General features: G+C 71.3%; 11 protein-coding genes and 1 riboswitch. Of the genes, 9 read left to right on the forward strand and 2 right to left on the reverse strand.

The genetic code is table 11. The features are described from left to right. Positions 1 to 240 precede the first annotated feature (240 nt). Positions 241 to 1,533 (reverse strand): globin domain-containing protein, encoded by a 1,293-nt coding sequence (locus tag AC0ZLC_RS30310; RefSeq protein ID WP_476755139.1) that lies wholly within the window; start codon positions 1,531 to 1,533, stop codon positions 241 to 243. A gap of 462 nt (positions 1,534 to 1,995) precedes the next feature. Between AC0ZLC_RS30310 and AC0ZLC_RS30315 the strand changes: the two genes are divergently transcribed. From AC0ZLC_RS30315 to AC0ZLC_RS30355, 9 genes are all read left to right on the forward strand, one after another. Beyond that, complete coding sequence (locus tag AC0ZLC_RS30315) at positions 1,996 to 3,279, forward strand: cytochrome P450 family protein (RefSeq protein WP_476755209.1); 1,284 nt, start codon at positions 1,996 to 1,998, stop codon at positions 3,277 to 3,279. Between the two features lie 255 nt (positions 3,280 to 3,534). Beyond that, positions 3,535 to 4,533: a LysM peptidoglycan-binding domain-containing protein gene (locus AC0ZLC_RS30320; RefSeq protein ID WP_476755140.1), complete on the forward strand. Its 999-nt coding sequence runs from the start codon at positions 3,535 to 3,537 to the stop codon at positions 4,531 to 4,533. A gap of 215 nt (positions 4,534 to 4,748) precedes the next feature. Beyond that, positions 4,749 to 4,919, forward strand: a riboswitch (cyclic di-AMP (ydaO/yuaA leader). 4 nt (positions 4,920 to 4,923) lie between these two features. Continuing rightward, complete coding sequence (locus AC0ZLC_RS30325; RefSeq protein WP_476755141.1) at positions 4,924 to 5,655, forward strand: transglycosylase family protein; 732 nt, start codon at positions 4,924 to 4,926, stop codon at positions 5,653 to 5,655. Between the two features lie 358 nt (positions 5,656 to 6,013). Then, a complete protein-coding gene (eno, locus tag AC0ZLC_RS30330; RefSeq protein WP_358850111.1) occupies positions 6,014 to 7,300 on the forward strand; it encodes a phosphopyruvate hydratase in 1,287 nt (428 codons plus the stop codon). Positions 7,301 to 7,397: 97 nt separating this feature from the next. Beyond that, a complete protein-coding gene (locus AC0ZLC_RS30335) occupies positions 7,398 to 7,874 on the forward strand; it encodes an FtsB family cell division protein (RefSeq protein WP_476755142.1) in 477 nt (158 codons plus the stop codon). Positions 7,875 to 7,900: 26 nt separating this feature from the next. After that, positions 7,901 to 8,440 carry a DUF501 domain-containing protein gene (locus tag AC0ZLC_RS30340; protein WP_476755143.1) on the forward strand — a complete coding sequence of 180 codons (540 nt, stop codon included), beginning with the start codon at positions 7,901 to 7,903 and terminating at the stop codon, positions 8,438 to 8,440. A gap of 237 nt (positions 8,441 to 8,677) precedes the next feature. Further along, complete coding sequence (locus AC0ZLC_RS30345) at positions 8,678 to 9,619, forward strand: Ppx/GppA phosphatase family protein (RefSeq protein ID WP_476755144.1); 942 nt, start codon at positions 8,678 to 8,680, stop codon at positions 9,617 to 9,619. 466 nt (positions 9,620 to 10,085) lie between these two features. Continuing rightward, positions 10,086 to 11,492: an NAD(P)/FAD-dependent oxidoreductase gene (locus AC0ZLC_RS30350; RefSeq protein WP_476755145.1), complete on the forward strand. Its 1,407-nt coding sequence runs from the start codon at positions 10,086 to 10,088 to the stop codon at positions 11,490 to 11,492. Positions 11,493 to 11,750: 258 nt separating this feature from the next. Continuing rightward, the gene (locus AC0ZLC_RS30355; protein WP_476755146.1) at positions 11,751 to 13,046 is read left to right on the forward strand and encodes a class I SAM-dependent methyltransferase; all 1,296 of its coding nucleotides are present in this window, start codon (positions 11,751 to 11,753) and stop codon (positions 13,044 to 13,046) included. Positions 13,047 to 13,107: 61 nt separating this feature from the next. Here the strand turns inward: AC0ZLC_RS30355 and AC0ZLC_RS30360 are convergent, their stop codons facing one another. Beyond that, a complete protein-coding gene (locus tag AC0ZLC_RS30360; RefSeq protein ID WP_476755147.1) occupies positions 13,108 to 15,636 on the reverse strand; it encodes an ABC transporter permease in 2,529 nt (842 codons plus the stop codon). Positions 15,637 to 15,725 lie beyond the last annotated feature (89 nt).

Raw genomic sequence — 15,725 nt, forward strand, 5'->3', positions numbered from 1 at the left:
GAGCGCTGAGGGCCGCGTGCCGACGGGCGCCGGGCTCTGTGGGCGCCGGGGGCTGAGGGTGGGCGGGAGGGCGTCGAGCCTGTCCGGCGGCTCCGCGCGTGGCGTGCCGGCCGGTGGCGCTGCGACCGGTCGCCCCGGGTTGTGGTCCGGGGGTGCCGTGTCCGGTCGCCCTGCGGTGTCGTCCCTGGGTGCCGTGTCCGGTCGCCCGGGGCCTCGTTCCTGGGTGCCGTGGCTGATCGGTCAGTGGCCGGGTTCGCGGCTCGCCGGGTTGTGCCAGCTCGGCCGGTGCCGGGCAAGGAACCACTCGGCGGGGCCCGACGGCCGGATGCCGCACTCCCCGGCGGACGGCAGGAGATCGTGGAAGATCCGCTCGGGCGCGGTGCCGAGCGCGGGAAGCGCGTCGCCGACCTCTTCGACGAGCTGGGCCGGTCCGGCGAGATAGACGTCGTGCTGGGCCCAGTTGGCCCGGTTGCCGAGGGCCGTGAGCAGCCGCTCGGTGGCCTGCGCCCTGGGCCGGCCCGGCGCGGGCGTGATGAAGGTGACAACCAGCCGGGGGAGCCGTGCCCGCAACTCCTCGATGGCGGAGCGGTCGTAGACGTGCGCGAGATCGCGGGCGACGACGAAGAGCCGCGAGTCGTAGGGCGCCCCGTCCCGGCCCGCGGACCCGGTCTGCGCGATCCGCCCCGTGTGTTCGGTGTGCCCGGTGTGCTCGGTCCGTTCGAGCCGCACCAGCTGTTCCAGGAGTGCCTTGACGGGCGCCCAGCCGGTCCCGGCGGCGATGAAGGTGACGGGCCGGTCCTCCGGGGGCCGCAGGGTGAGCCCGCCGCTCGGCGCGCCGAGCCGGAGCAGGTCCCCCTCCCGGGTCCGCCGCACCAGGGCCGTGGACAGCAGCCCCTCCTCGACGCGGCTGACGTGGAGGTCGAGGGTGTGGTCGGGCCGGGGTGCGTTGCCGACCGAGTAGGGACGCCATATACCCGGTAAGTACGGGATGTTGACGCTGACGTACTGGCCCGCGAGATGGGCGAGCGGCCGGGCCGGCCGCAGGGTCAGCACGACGACGTCCTGACCGAAGCGCCGGCGCGCGAGGACCTCGGCGTCCCACCACGGCGGTTCCCCGTCGTCCTCGGCCTGCGAGGCGCCCCGGAGCATCGCGTCCGCGATCGTCTCGTACGCCTCGCCCCAGGCCTTCTCGACCTCCGCGTTCCAGGCCGGTCCCGCGACGGCGGCGAACGCGGCGATCAGGCTCGTCCCCACGGCCGCGTAGTGCCGCGGCTGAGCCAGGTACTTCCGGTGGTCCCGTCCGAGCTCGCCCAGGTACGCCGCGAGCGCCGGGTCCTCCAGCCGCCCCACGACATGGGTGAGCGCCGCGAACAGCCGGTCCCGCTGCCGCTCCATGTCCTCCGGGAAGTCCAGCGGGAACAGCTCGCGGACGTCCGGATGGTGACGGAACAGGTGAGAGTAGAAGTACTTGACCGCGAACTCGGCCCGTCTCTCGACGACCGCGAAGCTGGATCTGAGTATCTCGGGGTCCACGGGCGGAATGTAGGGAGTTCTCGATCCGCCAAGTCAAGTCACGGCCGATTTAGGGACAGTCCAGGGCGAAACGTCCTGCGGGCGGGCCTCCGCCCGCCACCCTCGGAGCCATCCGGTCTCCGCCTCCGGACAGCCCCGGCCGCCTCCTGGCACCCCCCGGCCGCCTCCTGGCGCCGCCGGCCGTTTCCCGGACACCGGCCGCCTCCCGCACCCGGGCCGTCTCCCGGACAGCCCCGGCCGCCTCCTGGCACCCCCCGGCCGCCTCCTGGCGCCGCCGGCCGTTTCCCGGACACCGGCCGCCTCCCGGACAGTCCCAGCCGGTTCCCGGCACCCCGGCCGCCTCCCTGACGGCCTGGTTGCTGCCCGACGCCCCGTCGCCCCTCCCGCCACCCCGGATACCGTCGACGCGTGACCGACAATCCCGCACACCCCGCCGACCGGAGCGCCACCCCCACCGGTCCCGTGCCCGCGAGCAGCACCCCGGACGGCAGCGCTCCCGACCCGGCCCCCGAGCTCTTCACCTGGGAGTTCGCCACCGACCCCTACCCCGCGTACGCCTGGCTCCGTGAGCACGCGCCCGTGCACCGGACGCGGCTGCCGAGCGGTGTGGAGGCCTGGCTGGTCACCCGGTACGCGGACGCCAGGCAGGCCCTCGCGGACGGCCGGCTCAGCAAGAACCCGGCGCACCACGACGAGCCGGCGCACGCCAAGGGGAAGACCGGCATTCCGGGCGAGCGCAAGGCAGAGCTGATGACGCATCTGCTGAACATCGACCCGCCGGACCACACGCGGCTGCGCCAGCTGGTCAGCAAGGCGTTCACGCCCCGGCGGGTGGCGGAGTTCGCGCCGCGGGTCCAGGAACTCACGGACCACCTCATCGACCGGTTCGCCGACCGGGGCAGCGCCGACCTCATCCACGACTTCGCCTTCCCGCTCCCCATCTACGCCATCTGCGACCTCCTCGGCGTTCCCCGCGAGGACCAGGACGACTTCCGGGACTGGGCCGGGATGATGATCCGGCACGGCGGCGGGCCGCGGGGCGGGGTCGCCCGGTCCGTGAAGAAGATGCGCGGCTACCTCGCCGAGCTGATCCACCGGAAACGGGCCGCACTCCCGGACCACCCCGGGCCGGGCGAGGACCTCATCTCCGGGCTCATCCGCGCCTCCGACCACGGTGAGCACCTCACCGAGAACGAGGCCGCGGCGATGGCCTTCATCCTGCTCTTCGCCGGTTTCGAGACGACCGTGAATCTCATCGGCAACGGGACCTACGCCCTCCTCACCCACCCCGAGCAGCGGCAGCGGCTGCAGACCTCCCTCGCCGCGAAGGAGACCGCGCTGCTGGAGACCGGTGTCGAGGAACTCCTCCGGTTCGACGGGCCCGTGGAGCTCGCCACCTGGCGGTTCGCGACCGAGGCCGTCCGGATCGGCGGTCAGGACATCGCCGCGGGCGACCCCGTCCTGGTCGTGCTCGCGGCCGCCGACCGCGACCCCGAGCGCTTCGGGCAGCCGGACACGCTGGACCTCTCCCGGCGCGACAACCAGCACCTCGGATACGGGCACGGCATCCACTACTGCCTCGGCGCGCCCCTCGCCCGGCTGGAGGGACAGACCGCCCTCGCGACGCTCCTCACCCGCCTGCCGGACCTGCGCCTCGCGGGCGATCCGGCGGACCTGCGCTGGCGCGGCGGTCTCATCATGCGGGGACTGCGGACCCTCCCGGTGGAGTTCACCCCTTCGCGGTAGGCAATGCCGGCGGACCCTCGGCGGGCCCGCGACGGACGGGCGCATTGCGCTCGCAACAGGCGCACACCGGTGGAGTTCACGCCCGGCGGTACGCGGGCGCGGAGGCGTCAAACATGACGCACCGTCAATAATGTGATCTTCACGTGATCTGCGCTGCATCGACTTGTGACAAGCGTTCGACTGCCGATACGTTCACGCATCAACGCGATGGATCTTCCGTCGCGCCTGTCATCGCTGTCTTCGAAAGGCCACCGCATGCTCTCCGGGAACGGTCGTCACCGTCGCCCCCGCCAGGCTCCGGCGCTCATCGTCGCGGCAGGAGTCACCGGATCGGCCATCGCGATCCCGTTGCTCGGTGCCACCGGTGCGAGTGCCGCGGACGGCACCACCTGGGACCGGGTCGCGGAGTGCGAGAGCGGCGGTTCGTGGAGTGCCGACAACGCCAACGGCTTCTACGGCGGCCTGCAGATGACCCAGGAGAACTGGGAGAAGTACGGCGGCCTCGCGTACGCGCCGAGCCCCGACGAGGCCAGCCGCTCGCAGCAGATAGCCGTCGCCGAGAAGGTTCTCGACAAGCAGGGCCTGGCCGCCTGGCCCACCTGCGGACCGCTCTCGGGCCTCAGCAAGAACTCGGCGTCCGTAGAGGTCGACACCGGTCTCGCCGACGACTCCTCCGCATCGCCGGCCTCCCCCTCGCCCGATTCGTCCCCGTCGAGCGACGCGCCCGTTTCGGGAGGCTTGTCGTCCGGCGGCGCCACCGCCAAGCCCTCTCCGGCCGCGTCAGGCGAGGCGGTGAAGCCCGGGACGCCGTCGAAGGCCGACGAGGACGCCACCGCCTCCCCGGAGGCCGGCAGCAAGGCCGACAGCAAGGGCGCTGGGAAGGCGAAGGCTGACGACTCGGACAAGTCGGGTCGCACCGCAGGTTCTTCGGACGCCACCGCCGCGACCGGGAGCGAGGGCACGGGCACCGGTCGGCACCGCGGCGCCAGTGCCGACGCCGGCACGGACGCCGACGCGACCGCCGGCGGCGAGGAGGCCTCCTCCGGCCGTCACGTCTCGCGCGGCTCCGCCGCTCCCCGCGACGCCGCGGAGGGCTCGTACACCGTCCGCCTCGGCGACAGTCTCACGAGCATCGCCGACTCCCTTGCCGTGCAGGGCGGATGGAACGAGCTCTACACGGAGAACGAGAAGACGGTCGGCACCGACCCGGACGTCATCCTCCCCGGTCAGAGCCTTGAGGTCGCAGGAGACTAAGTGGGCGTCAGATGGCGAATCAGGTACAAAACAGCGCCAGTTCGCGTCATGTTTCGCACCGCAATGTCCGGTTTGGTGGAGTGAGACAAGGGTCTCAGAAACCCTGATCATCTTTGAAATTCCGGCGGCCGCGTGTCTACGGTCGTGATCGCTCGCTACAGCGGGCCCCGACGGTCGCAACGCCGAATCCTGCCAGTGGCCGGCCGGGAACAGTCGTCGCGCAAGCGCCGTAGGCAGGAGCGGGGGACCCAAGGTAAGTGCCGGGTCCGGGAGTCGAGAGACACCCGGGAACGGCTTGGGGTGGAGTCGGACGCCAGAGGCGGACGACCGGGCACTCACCCGCCCGAACCCGACAGCTCACCTCGCAGGCGTCGGTGAGGGGATCACTTCATGCTGCTCAACAACAAGGGCAAGCACCGCCGCCCGTCCAAGGCCACCCGTGTCGCCGCGCTCGCCGGTGTCACCGGTGTCGCCATCGCCGCTCCGCTGATGGCGGCCGGCAGCGCCTCCGCCGCCAGCACCTCCGAGTGGGACGCCGTCGCCCAGTGCGAGTCCGGCGGCAACTGGTCGATCAACACCGGCAACGGTTACTACGGCGGCCTGCAGTTCTCCGCCTCCACCTGGTCCGCCTACGGCGGCTCGGCCTACGCCGCCACCGCCGACAAGGCCTCCAAGTCCCAGCAGATCGCAGTCGGCGAGAAGGTGCTCGCCGCGCAGGGCAAGGGTGCCTGGCCGACCTGCGGCACCGGCCTGTCCGGCGCCTCGACCGGCGGCTCGTCGACCGACACCGGCTCCGGTGCCAACTCCGGCTCCGGCTCCGGCTCGCAGAGCACGGCCACGGCCCAGCCGGCCCAGCCGCAGCAGCAGGCCCCGCAGTCGCAGGACCAGCGCGCCTCGCGCTCCTCGGAGCGGGAGACGGCCAAGAAGACCGTCGAGACCCCGACCGGCAAGAAGGTCGAGAAGGGTGACGGCGAGTACAAGGTCGTCAAGGGCGACACCCTCAGCTCGATCGCCGCGGACAAGAAGGTCAAGGGCGGCTGGCAGAAGCTGTTCAAGCTGAACAAGGACATCATCGACGATGCCGACTTCATCTTCCCGGGCCAGCAGCTCCACCTCAGCTGACACCGGCCGACGGGCTGACAGCTGAACCACGGCCCTCCCTCATCCGGGGACTCCGCCATGGAGTCCCCGTGCGGGCCGCCCCCGCCCCCATGGGCTCCCCGCTCCGGTGCGTGTTCCCCCGTACGCACCGGAGCGGGGTTTTTCATGGACGCGCCGTGGGCCCGCTTCCGAAGCGGTTACCTGTACGGGGCAGGTTTTTGTTCCGTTCGGAAACAATTTACTCTCGGTTCTGTCCATGGGGTGGTCGACCGGCTGGCCGATCCCCCGGAGCCGGTTAGGCTCATGTCGCGGAGCCGACCGCGGCTCCGTGCAGTTGGGGCCAAGGGGCTCCGCTACCCGCGTCACATCCCAGAAGGAGATGCTCGTGCCGTCCATCGACGTCGTCGTAGCCCGGGAAATCCTCGACTCGCGAGGGAACCCCACCGTCGAGGTCGAGGTCGGCCTCGACGACGGCAGCACGGGTCGTGCCGCCGTCCCGTCCGGCGCCTCCACCGGTGCTTTCGAGGCCATCGAGCTGCGCGACGGTGACCCCAACCGCTACCACGGCAAGGGCGTCGAGAAGGCCGTCCTCGCGGTCATCGAGCAGATCGGCCCGGAGCTCGTCGGCTACGACGCCACCGAGCAGCGCCTGATCGACCAGGCGATGTTCGACCTGGACGCCACCGACAACAAGGGCTCGCTGGGCGCCAACGCCATCCTCGGCGTCTCCCTGGCCGTCGCGCACGCCGCCTCCGAGGCCAGCGACCTGCCGCTGTTCCGCTACCTGGGCGGCCCGAACGCGCACCTGCTGCCCGTCCCGATGATGAACATCCTGAACGGCGGCTCGCACGCCGACTCGAACGTCGACATCCAGGAGTTCATGATCGCGCCGATTGGCGCGGAGTCCTTCTCCGAGGCGCTGCGCTGGGGTGCCGAGGTCTACCACACCCTCAAGAAGGTGCTGAAGACCAAGGGCCTGTCCACCGGCCTCGGCGACGAGGGCGGCTTCGCCCCGAACCTGGAGTCCAACCGCGCCGCGCTCGACCTCATCATCGAGGCCATCAAGCAGGCCGGTTACGTCCCCGGTGAGCAGATCGCGCTCGCGCTCGACGTCGCCGCGTCCGAGTTCTACAAGGACGGCGCGTACGAGTTCGAGGGCAAGTCCCGCTCGGCCGCCGAGATGACCGAGTACTACGAGGAGCTCGTCTCCGCGTACCCGCTGGTCTCCATCGAGGACCCGCTGTACGAGGACGACTGGGCCGGCTGGAAGGTCATCACCGACAAGCTGGGCGACAAGGTCCAGATCGTCGGCGACGACCTCTTCGTCACCAACCCGGAGCGCCTGGCCCGCGGCATCGAGGAGGGCTCCGCCAACGCCCTGCTCGTCAAGGTCAACCAGATCGGCTCGCTGACCGAGACGCTGGACGCCGTCGAGCTGGCCCAGCGCAACGGCTTCAAGTGCATGATGTCCCACCGCTCCGGCGAGACCGAGGACGTCACCATCGCCGACCTCGCCGTCGCGGTGAACTGCGGCCAGATCAAGACCGGCGCCCCGGCCCGCTCGGACCGCGTCGCCAAGTACAACCAGCTGCTGCGCATCGAGGAGATCCTCGACGACGCCGCGGTGTACGCCGGCCGCTCGGCGTTCCCCCGCTTCAAGGGCTGACCCGCAGGAAGCGTCGTACGTACGTCCCCGTACTCGGTCCCGTACCGTGTGCGGGGACGTACGCACGTGACGGGCTTGTGCCGGGGAGGCGGGATTCATGGCCGTGAAGGACCGGGACCGGTTCTCCACCACGACCAGGCTGCGCCTGCTCGGTGAGCAGACGGCGGCCCGGGTCTACCGCTCCCAGACCAAACGGCAGGCCCATCGCTCCCGCCTGACGGGCCGTGCGGCGCTGCTCGCGCTGGTCCTGTGCTCACTGATCGTGGCCCTCGCGTACCCGATGAGGCAGTACGTGTCCCAGCGCGCCGAGGTCGCCGAGCTGGAGCGCGAGCAGGAGCAGGCCCGGCAGCGGGTCGAGCAGCTGCGCGACCTCAAGGCCCGCTGGCAGGACGACGCGTACGCCGAGCAGCAGATCCGGCAACGGCTGCACTTCGTGATGCCGGGCGAGACGGGTTACATCGTGATCGACCCGGACGCGGTGAAGAAGTCCCGCACCGACCAGGGAGCGGCCGACCGCCCCTGGTACGCCAACGTCTGGGACGGCGTGGACAAGTCCGACCGCTCCGCCCAGTAACTGACCAGAAAGACACCACACAAGGCATGGAAACGCCCCCACCGCCCACCCCGCGCACCGAGCCGACCGACGCCGACGTCGAGGCCTTCAGGCAGCAGCTCGGCCGTCCGCCGCGCGGGCTGCGCGCGATCGTGCACCGCTGTCCCTGCGGTCAGCCCGACGTGGTGGAGACGGCGCCCCGCCTCCCCGACGGCACGCCGTTCCCGACGACGTACTACCTGACGTGCCCGCGGGCGGCGTCCGCGATCGGGACGCTCGAGGCGAACGGCGTCATGAAGGAGATGACGGACCGTCTGGCCACGGACCCCGAGCTGGCCGCGGCCTACCGGGCCGCCCACGAGGACTACATCGCCCGCCGGGACGCCATCGACGTCCTGGAGGGGTTCCCGAGCGCGGGCGGCATGCCGGACCGGGTGAAGTGCCTCCACGTGCTCGTGGCGCACTCCCTGGCCGCGGGGCCCGGCGTGAACCCCCTCGGCGACGAGGCGATCGCCATGCTGCCGGAGTGGTGGCGCAAGGGTGCGTGCGTGGTCCCCGCGGGCGAGGCCGACCTTCCCCAGGGCTGACCGTCCCCCAGGGCTGACCGTCCCCCGGGGGCGCCGTTCCCGGGGGACGGTCAGCCCCCGGACCCCCGGCTCCGGCCGGGGCGGCCTCGTCCGCAAGCGCCGGACGGGCTGGACCCTCCCCGGCTCCGGCCTTCCGGCACCCCCGCTCCGACGGCCTCGTCCTCGAACGCCGGACGGGCTGGAAACCCCCGGGCCCGGGCTTGTTCCGAAGTGTCCTCACGACAGGAGACCGCACGCATGACCAGGGTCGCCGCCATCGACTGCGGTACCAACTCGATCCGTCTGCTCGTGGCGGACGCGGACCCGGCGACGGGTGAACTCGTCGACCTGGACCGCCGGATGACCATCGTCCGCCTCGGCCAGGGCGTCGACCGGACGGGGCGGCTCGCCCCCGAGGCGCTGGAGCGCACCTTCGCGGCCTGCCGCGAGTACGCGGCCGTCATCAGGCAACACGGCGCGGAGCGCCTGCGCTTCGTGGCGACGTCCGCCTCCCGCGACGCCGAGAACCGCGACGAGTTCGTCCGCGGGGTCCTGGACATCCTCGGGGTCGAGCCGGAGGTCATCACGGGCGACCAGGAGGCGGAGTTCTCCTTCACCGGCGCGACCAGGGAGCTGACGGGGCGGGACGACCTGGCGAAGCCGTACCTGGTGGTCGACATCGGCGGCGGCTCCACGGAGCTGGTGGTCGGCGAGGACCGGGTCCGTGCCGCGCGCTCGGTGGACGTCGGCTGCGTACGGATGACCGAGCGGCACCTCGTGCACGACGGCGTCGTCGCCGACCCGCCGACGCCCGCTCAGATCGCGGCGATCCGGGCGGACGTCGAGGCCGCGCTGGACCTCGCAGAGCGGACCGTCCCGCTGGGCGAGGCCCGCACCCTGGTCGGCCTCGCGGGCTCGGTCACCACGGTCTCGGCGATCGCGCAGGACCTCCCGGAGTACGACTCGACGGCGATCCACCACTCCCGGATCCCGCACGCCGCCGTCCGCGAGATCACCGGGCGGCTGCTGTCCTCGACGCACGCGGAACGCGCGGCGATCCCCTCGATGCACCCCGGCCGCGTCGACGTCATCGCCGCCGGCGCCCTCGTGCTGCTCGCGATCATGGAGCGCATCGGCGCCGACGAGGTCGTCGTCAGCGAGCACGACATCCTCGACGGCATCGCGTGGTCCGTCGCGTGACGGGGTCCTCCCCGCGGCGCGGGGCCACCCGTGAGGGAATCTTTACTACCCGTCGGTAGCCTCGGCTGAGCAGGTCGGATAACGTTTGAGCGCGATCGAGGGGCCCGGAAGGACCCCTTGGTGACGCGCCGTCGGGAAAGTTCGTGAAGTTCTTCACAAGGAATTCGGGCCTCGGGAATGCGGATGGGGTCCGGTTGGCCCTTCCGAGGGGCTCGCGGGGCGCGGGAGGGTGCTCACGGGAGTGTTTCCGGGGCGTGACGACCGCGTGGAACAAGAGGCCGGTTCAGCGGCCCGACGGCCCGGATTGGCTGCTCACGCGGTGTTGACAACGGTCCGCGGGGTGCCGTGGTTCCCCTGCTGCGGCATGACCTGGGTCACGTGGGCCGCGCAGTGTAGCAGAGGCCCCACCCATGCTTGTGAAGGGGCGCACGAGCGACCCCCCTGAGGCGGGTGGATACTCGATGGCATGAGCACCACGGAGCGTCCCAGGATCCTCGTAGTAGGCGGTGGGTACGTAGGCCTGTACGCAGCTCGGCGCATCCTCAAGAAGATGCGCTACGGCGAGGCGACCGTCACGGTCGTCGACCCCCGGTCGTACATGACCTACCAGCCCTTCCTCCCCGAAGCCGCCGCCGGCAGCATTTCGCCCCGGCACGTCGTCGTCCCGCTGCGACGCGTCCTGCCGAAGGCGGAAGTCCTCACCGGCCGGGTCACCACCATCGACCAGGACCGCAAGGTCGCCACGGTCGCCCCCCTCGTGGGCGAGGCGTACGAGCTGCCCTTCGACTACCTCGTCATCGCGATGGGCGCGGTCTCCCGCACCTTCCCGATCCCCGGCCTCGCCGAGCAGGGCATCGGCATGAAGGGCATCGAGGAGGCCATCGGCCTGCGCAACCACGTCCTCGAGCAGCTCGACAAGGCCGACTCCACGACCGACGAGGACGTCCGCCGCAAGGCGTTGACCTTCGTCTTCGTGGGCGGTGGCTTCGCGGGTGCGGAGACCATAGGCGAGGTCGAGGACATGGCCCGCGACGCGGCCAAGTACTACAACAACGTGTCCCGTGAGGACATGCGCTTCATCCTCGTCGACGCCGCGGACAAGATCCTTCCCGAGGTCGGCCCGAAGCTCGGCGCGTACGGCAAGGAGCACCTGGAGAGCCGCGGGGTCGAGGTCTACCTCTCCACCTCGATGGACTCCTGTGTCGAGGGGCACGTGGTCCTGAAGAACGGCCTCGAGGTCGACTCCAGCACCATCGTGTGGACGGCCGGCGTCAAGCCGAACCCCGTTCTCTCCCGCTTCGGTCTCCCGCTCGGCCCGCGCGGTCACGTGGACACCCGGCCCACCCTTCAGGTGCAGGGCACGGACTACATCTGGGCCGCGGGCGACAACGCGCAGGTCCCGGACATCGCCGCCCGCAAGGCCGGCGTCGAGAACGCCTGGTGCCCGCCGAACGCGCAGCACGCGCTGCGTCAGGCGAAGGTCCTCGGCGACAACGTGGTCTCCGGCATGCGGGGCTTCCCGCAGAAGGAGTACGCGCACTCGAACAAGGGCGCGGTGGCCGGTCTCGGCCTCCACAAGGGCGTCGCGATGATCGTCATGGGCAAGATGAAGATCAAGCTCAAGGGCCGGCTGGCGTGGTACATGCACCGCGGCTACCACGGGCTGGCGATGCCGACCTGGAACCGGAAGATCCGCGTCTTCGCGGACTGGACGCTCGCGATGTTCCTCAAGCGCGAGGTCGTCTCCCTCGGCGCCATCGAGACCCCGCGCGAGGAGTTCTACGAGGCCGCGAAGCCGGCGCCCGCCGTCGCGCAGGCCGCGGAGGCCAAGCTCCCGCAGGCGAAGACCGAGGAGAAGGCCAAGGCCTCCTGACCTCCGGTCACTGATCGACCCGAAGGGGCCTCCCGCCATCCGTGGTGCGGGCGGCCCCTTCGGCGTTCCGCGGTGGGGCGGGAGGTTCCCCCCGGGGCCCGTCGGCGTCCCCGTACGGCGCGGCCCGGCATCCCCGAGACCATGCTCTATGCACCTATTTTTGCCCATCCATGACACGGGTGGGGGACTGTGCGCGGGGGCGGTTGGTGTTTACGTGGTGTCGGACGTTTCGGGATCCGCTGTCACGGAGGTGTGGCCATGCCCGATGCCGCGCTGCGGCTGAAGAGCCTTTTCGAGCAGTTGCTGGGAGCCCCGCTCCCGGTGCGCATGCGTGCCTGGGACGGCTCGGAGGCGGGGCCGCCGGGCGGCCCCACCCTGGTGATCAGGAACCGCCGGGCCCTGCGCCGGCTGATCTGGAAGCCGGGCGAGCTGGGGCTCGCCCGGGCCTGGGTCGCCGGGGACCTCGCGGTGGAGGGGGACCTCTACGCGGCCCTGAGGGTGATGGCCGGACTCCTGTGGGAGCGCCCGACGGGGGCCGGGGGCCTCGGCGAGACCCTGCGGGATCCCGACGTGCGCGCGGCCGTCCGGGGCCTGCTGCGGATGGGCGGGCCGATGGGTCCGCCCGCCCCGCCCGCGGAGGAGGTCCGCAGGCGCCGCCGCCTGCACACCAGAGGCAGCGACAAGCGCGCCGTCAGCCACCACTACGACGTGGGCAACGACTTCTACGAGATCGTCCTCGGGCTGTCCATGGTGTACTCCTGCGCCTACTGGGAGGATGCCGGCACCCTCGAGGGTGCCCAGCGCGACAAGCTCGAACTCGTCTGCCGCAAGCTGGACCTGCGGCCCGGCGGACGGCTGCTGGACGTCGGCTGCGGCTGGGGCTCCATGGCCATCCATGCCGCCCGCGAGCACGGCGTGAGCGTCGTGGGCGTCACGCTGTCGCAGGAGCAGGCCGCCTACGCCCGCAAGCGGGTCGCGGACGAGGGGCTGACCGACCGGGTCGAGATCCGGGTGCAGGACTACCGGGACGTCACCGACGGTCCGTACGACGCCATCTCCTCCATCGGCATGGCCGAACACGTCGGAGCCGAGCGCTATCTGGAGTACGCGCGCGTGCTGCACGCCCTGCTCAAGCCGGGCGGGCGCCTGCTCAACCACCAGATCGCGCGCCGCCCGGCGAGCGACGAGTCGAAGCACCGCGCGGACGAGTTCATCGACGCCTACGTCTTCCCCGACGGCGAACTCGCGCCGGTCGGCACCACCGTGACGCAGCTGGAGCGGGCGGGGTTCGAGGTACGTGACGTCGAATCCCTGCGCGAGCACTACGCTCTGACGCTGCGTCAGTGGGTTGCCAACCTGGAGGCGCAGTGGGCGTCGGCGGTGCGGCTCACCGGCCCGGGACGCGCCCGCGTCTGGCGCCTCTACATGGCGGCCAGCGCCCTGGCGTTCGAACGCAACCGCATCGGCGTCAACCAGGTGCTCGCGGTGCGGACCCCCGTACCGGGCGCCTCCGGGATGCCGCTGCGGGCCCGCACCTGGAACGCGCGGACGTAGCGGCGGCGAAAGCGGGAGGGGCCCCGTCCGGATCCGGACGGGGCCCCTGACTGGGGTCCGACTACTCCGACTTGATCGCCGTCAGCATGTTCAGGCGGGCCGCGCGGCGGGCCGGCCACAGCGCCGCCAGGACACCGACGGCCGCGGCCAGCAGCAGGAAGACGGCCATCCGGCCCCAGGGCAGCACCAGTTCGTACGTCGCCATCTTGGAGCCGAGCAGTTCACCGGCGGCCCAGCCGAAGAAGACGCCCAGGCCGATGCCCAGCACTCCGCCGAACAGTGAGATCACCAGCGACTCCAGCCGGACCATCCGCTTGATGCCCTTGCGGTCCAGGCCGATCGCACGCAGCATGCCGATCTCCTGGGAGCGCTCGAAGACCGACATGGCCAGGGTGTTGATGACACCGAGGACCGCGACGATCACCGCCATCGCGAGCAGGCCGTAGAGCATGTTCAGCATCAGGGTGAACATCTTCGCGATGTCCTCGGAGATGTCCTTCTTGTCCTGGACGAGCATGGCCGGGTTGTCGCCGAGCGCCGCCTCCAGCCTGTCCTTGACCGCACCGGAGGGCCCGCCGGACGTCTTCACCATGACCTGCATGTCGTACGGGTCCCTCTGGTGGGGGGTAAGCGCCGCGTTGTCCAGCATGATGCCCTGGATCATCTCGTTGCCCTGGTAGACGCCGGCGACGGTGAGCCGCTGCCGCTTGCCGTCCTCGTACGAGACCGTGAAGTGCGAGCCGGCCTTCCAGCCGTGCGCGTCGGCGGTGCTGTCGTCGACGACGACCCGCGCGCCGCCGACCTCGAAGGTGCCGTCGTCGACGGTGAGGTCGGTCAGGCTCTCGATGGTCCTGCCGTTGACGCCGGTCAGGTACTCCGTCTCACCGCCGATGCGCGCGGGCGCGTCGCGCAGCGGGCTGGTGGCGGTGACGCCGTCGGTGGCGGCGAGCTTCTTCTCCACATCGGGCGAGAGCATGGTGCCGTTCGCCATCGAGACCACGTAGTCCGCCTTGATCGCGGCGCTGGCCATCTTGTCGATCGACGTCCGGAGACTGCCCGCCATCACCGTCATACCGGTGATCAGGGTGAGTCCGATCATCAGCGCCGAGGCGGTGGCGGCGGTGCGGCGCGGGTTGCGCACGGAGTTCTGGCGGGCCAGCTTGCCGGAGACCCCGAAGACGCGCAGCACGGGCGCCGCCGCGGCGATCAGCGGGCGGGACAGCAGCGGCGTCAGGATGAACACGCCGACGATCAGCAGGCATGCGCCGATGCCCATCGGGGCCTGGCCGTCCGAGCCGTCCATGGTCGTGGCGAACAGGACCGCGGCGATGCCCGCCGCCGAGAAGAGGGCCCCGAGGGTGTTGCGTACGACGAGGGACTTGGTGGTCGCCTTCGCGTGCACGCTGCTCATCGCGGCGACCGGTGGGATCTTCGCCGCCCGGCGGCCCGGCAGCCACGCGGCCAGCATGGTGATCAGGATGCCGACGGCGAGCGCGGTGGCGACGGTGCCCGGCGAGACGACCAGCGGCCCGTCCGGGACGGTGGCGCCGAGCGTGCTCATCAGGGAGCGCATTCCGGCGCCGATGCCGATGCCCGCGGCCAGCCCGGTGACGGCCGCCACCGCGCCGACCACGAACGCCTCGAGCAGCACCGAGCGGGTGATCTGCCTGCGGGAGGCGCCGACCGCCCGCAGCAGCGCCAGCTCCTTGGTGCGCTGGGCGACCAGCATGGTGAAGGTGTTGGCGATGATGAAGGTGCCGACGAACAGGGCGATGCCGGCGAAGACCAGCAGGCCCGTCTTCATGCCGCTCATCTGGGAGGCGATCATCGTCGCCTGGTCGTCGGCGAGCCGCTTGCCGGTGGTGGTGTAGGCGACGTCCTCGGGCACCACCTCGTCGAGCGCGTTGCGCAGCGCGGTCTGGCTGGTGCCAGGGGTGGCCGTCACGTCGATCTCGTCGTACGTGCCGGGCTCGCCGAAGAGCCGTTGCGCGGTCGCCGTGTCGAAGAGGGCGAGGCTGCCGCCGGCGGCGACATTGCCGTCGTCGGTGGTGAAGACGCCGGTGATCGTGGGCTTCAGCACGGGACCGTCGACGGAGAGGCGCAGGGTGTCGCCGACCTTGTACCCGGCCCGCCGGGCGGTCTCCGAGTCGATGGCGACCTCGTCAGCGCCGCGGGGCGCGTGGCCGGCGGTCAGCGGGTACCTCGGGTCCTTCTTCCCCCAGTAGTTGCCGCCCTGCGACTGGAAGCCGTCGCCGATCAGCTCGCCGTCCTTGTCGGCCAGGGCGGTGAAGCCGTTCACGACGCCGACGGCGGTGTCGGCGCCGGAGACCCCTGCCGCCTTCTTCAGCAGGGGCTCGGTGAGCTTCGGCTCCTTGCCGATCCGGTCGCCCTCGTCCTGCCGGGCCTCCGGCTGGATGGCGACGTCGACGTGGTCGAAGCCCTTGGCGGAGCTCTTCTGGAGGGCGTCCGAGATGGTGTTGGTGAAGACCAGGGTGCCGGACACGAACGCCACGCCGAGCATGACGGCGAGCACGGTCATCAACAGTCTGGCCTTGTGCGCGAAGACGGTGCGCAGGGCGGTACGGAACATGGGTTGACTCAGTCCAGGAGAAGGAGAAGCTGTGGTCGGCCGCGGGAGCGGTCCGGGCCGTCGCGGAGGCGGCCCGCGACGGCGGGGCG

The sequence above is a fragment of the Streptomyces sp. GLSS-08 genome, from assembly GCF_056387915.1.

Excerpts from the sequence above, each read along its gene's own strand:
- AC0ZLC_RS30335 (WP_476755142.1), top strand. The coding sequence starts at position 7,398 with ATGGCCGTGAAGGACCGGGACCGGTTCTCCACCACGACCAGGCTGCGC.
- AC0ZLC_RS30360 (WP_476755147.1), bottom strand. The coding sequence starts at position 15,636 with ATGTTCCGTACCGCCCTGCGCACCGTCTTCGCGCACAAGGCCAGACTG.
- AC0ZLC_RS30355 (WP_476755146.1), top strand. The coding sequence starts at position 11,751 with ATGCCCGATGCCGCGCTGCGGCTGAAGAGCCTTTTCGAGCAGTTGCTG.
- AC0ZLC_RS30340 (WP_476755143.1), top strand. The coding sequence starts at position 7,901 with ATGGAAACGCCCCCACCGCCCACCCCGCGCACCGAGCCGACCGACGCC.
- AC0ZLC_RS30345 (WP_476755144.1), top strand. The coding sequence starts at position 8,678 with ATGACCAGGGTCGCCGCCATCGACTGCGGTACCAACTCGATCCGTCTG.
- AC0ZLC_RS30325 (WP_476755141.1), top strand. The coding sequence starts at position 4,924 with ATGCTGCTCAACAACAAGGGCAAGCACCGCCGCCCGTCCAAGGCCACC.
- eno (WP_358850111.1), top strand. The coding sequence starts at position 6,014 with ATGCTCGTGCCGTCCATCGACGTCGTCGTAGCCCGGGAAATCCTCGAC.
- AC0ZLC_RS30350 (WP_476755145.1), top strand. The coding sequence starts at position 10,086 with ATGAGCACCACGGAGCGTCCCAGGATCCTCGTAGTAGGCGGTGGGTAC.
- AC0ZLC_RS30320 (WP_476755140.1), top strand. The coding sequence starts at position 3,535 with ATGCTCTCCGGGAACGGTCGTCACCGTCGCCCCCGCCAGGCTCCGGCG.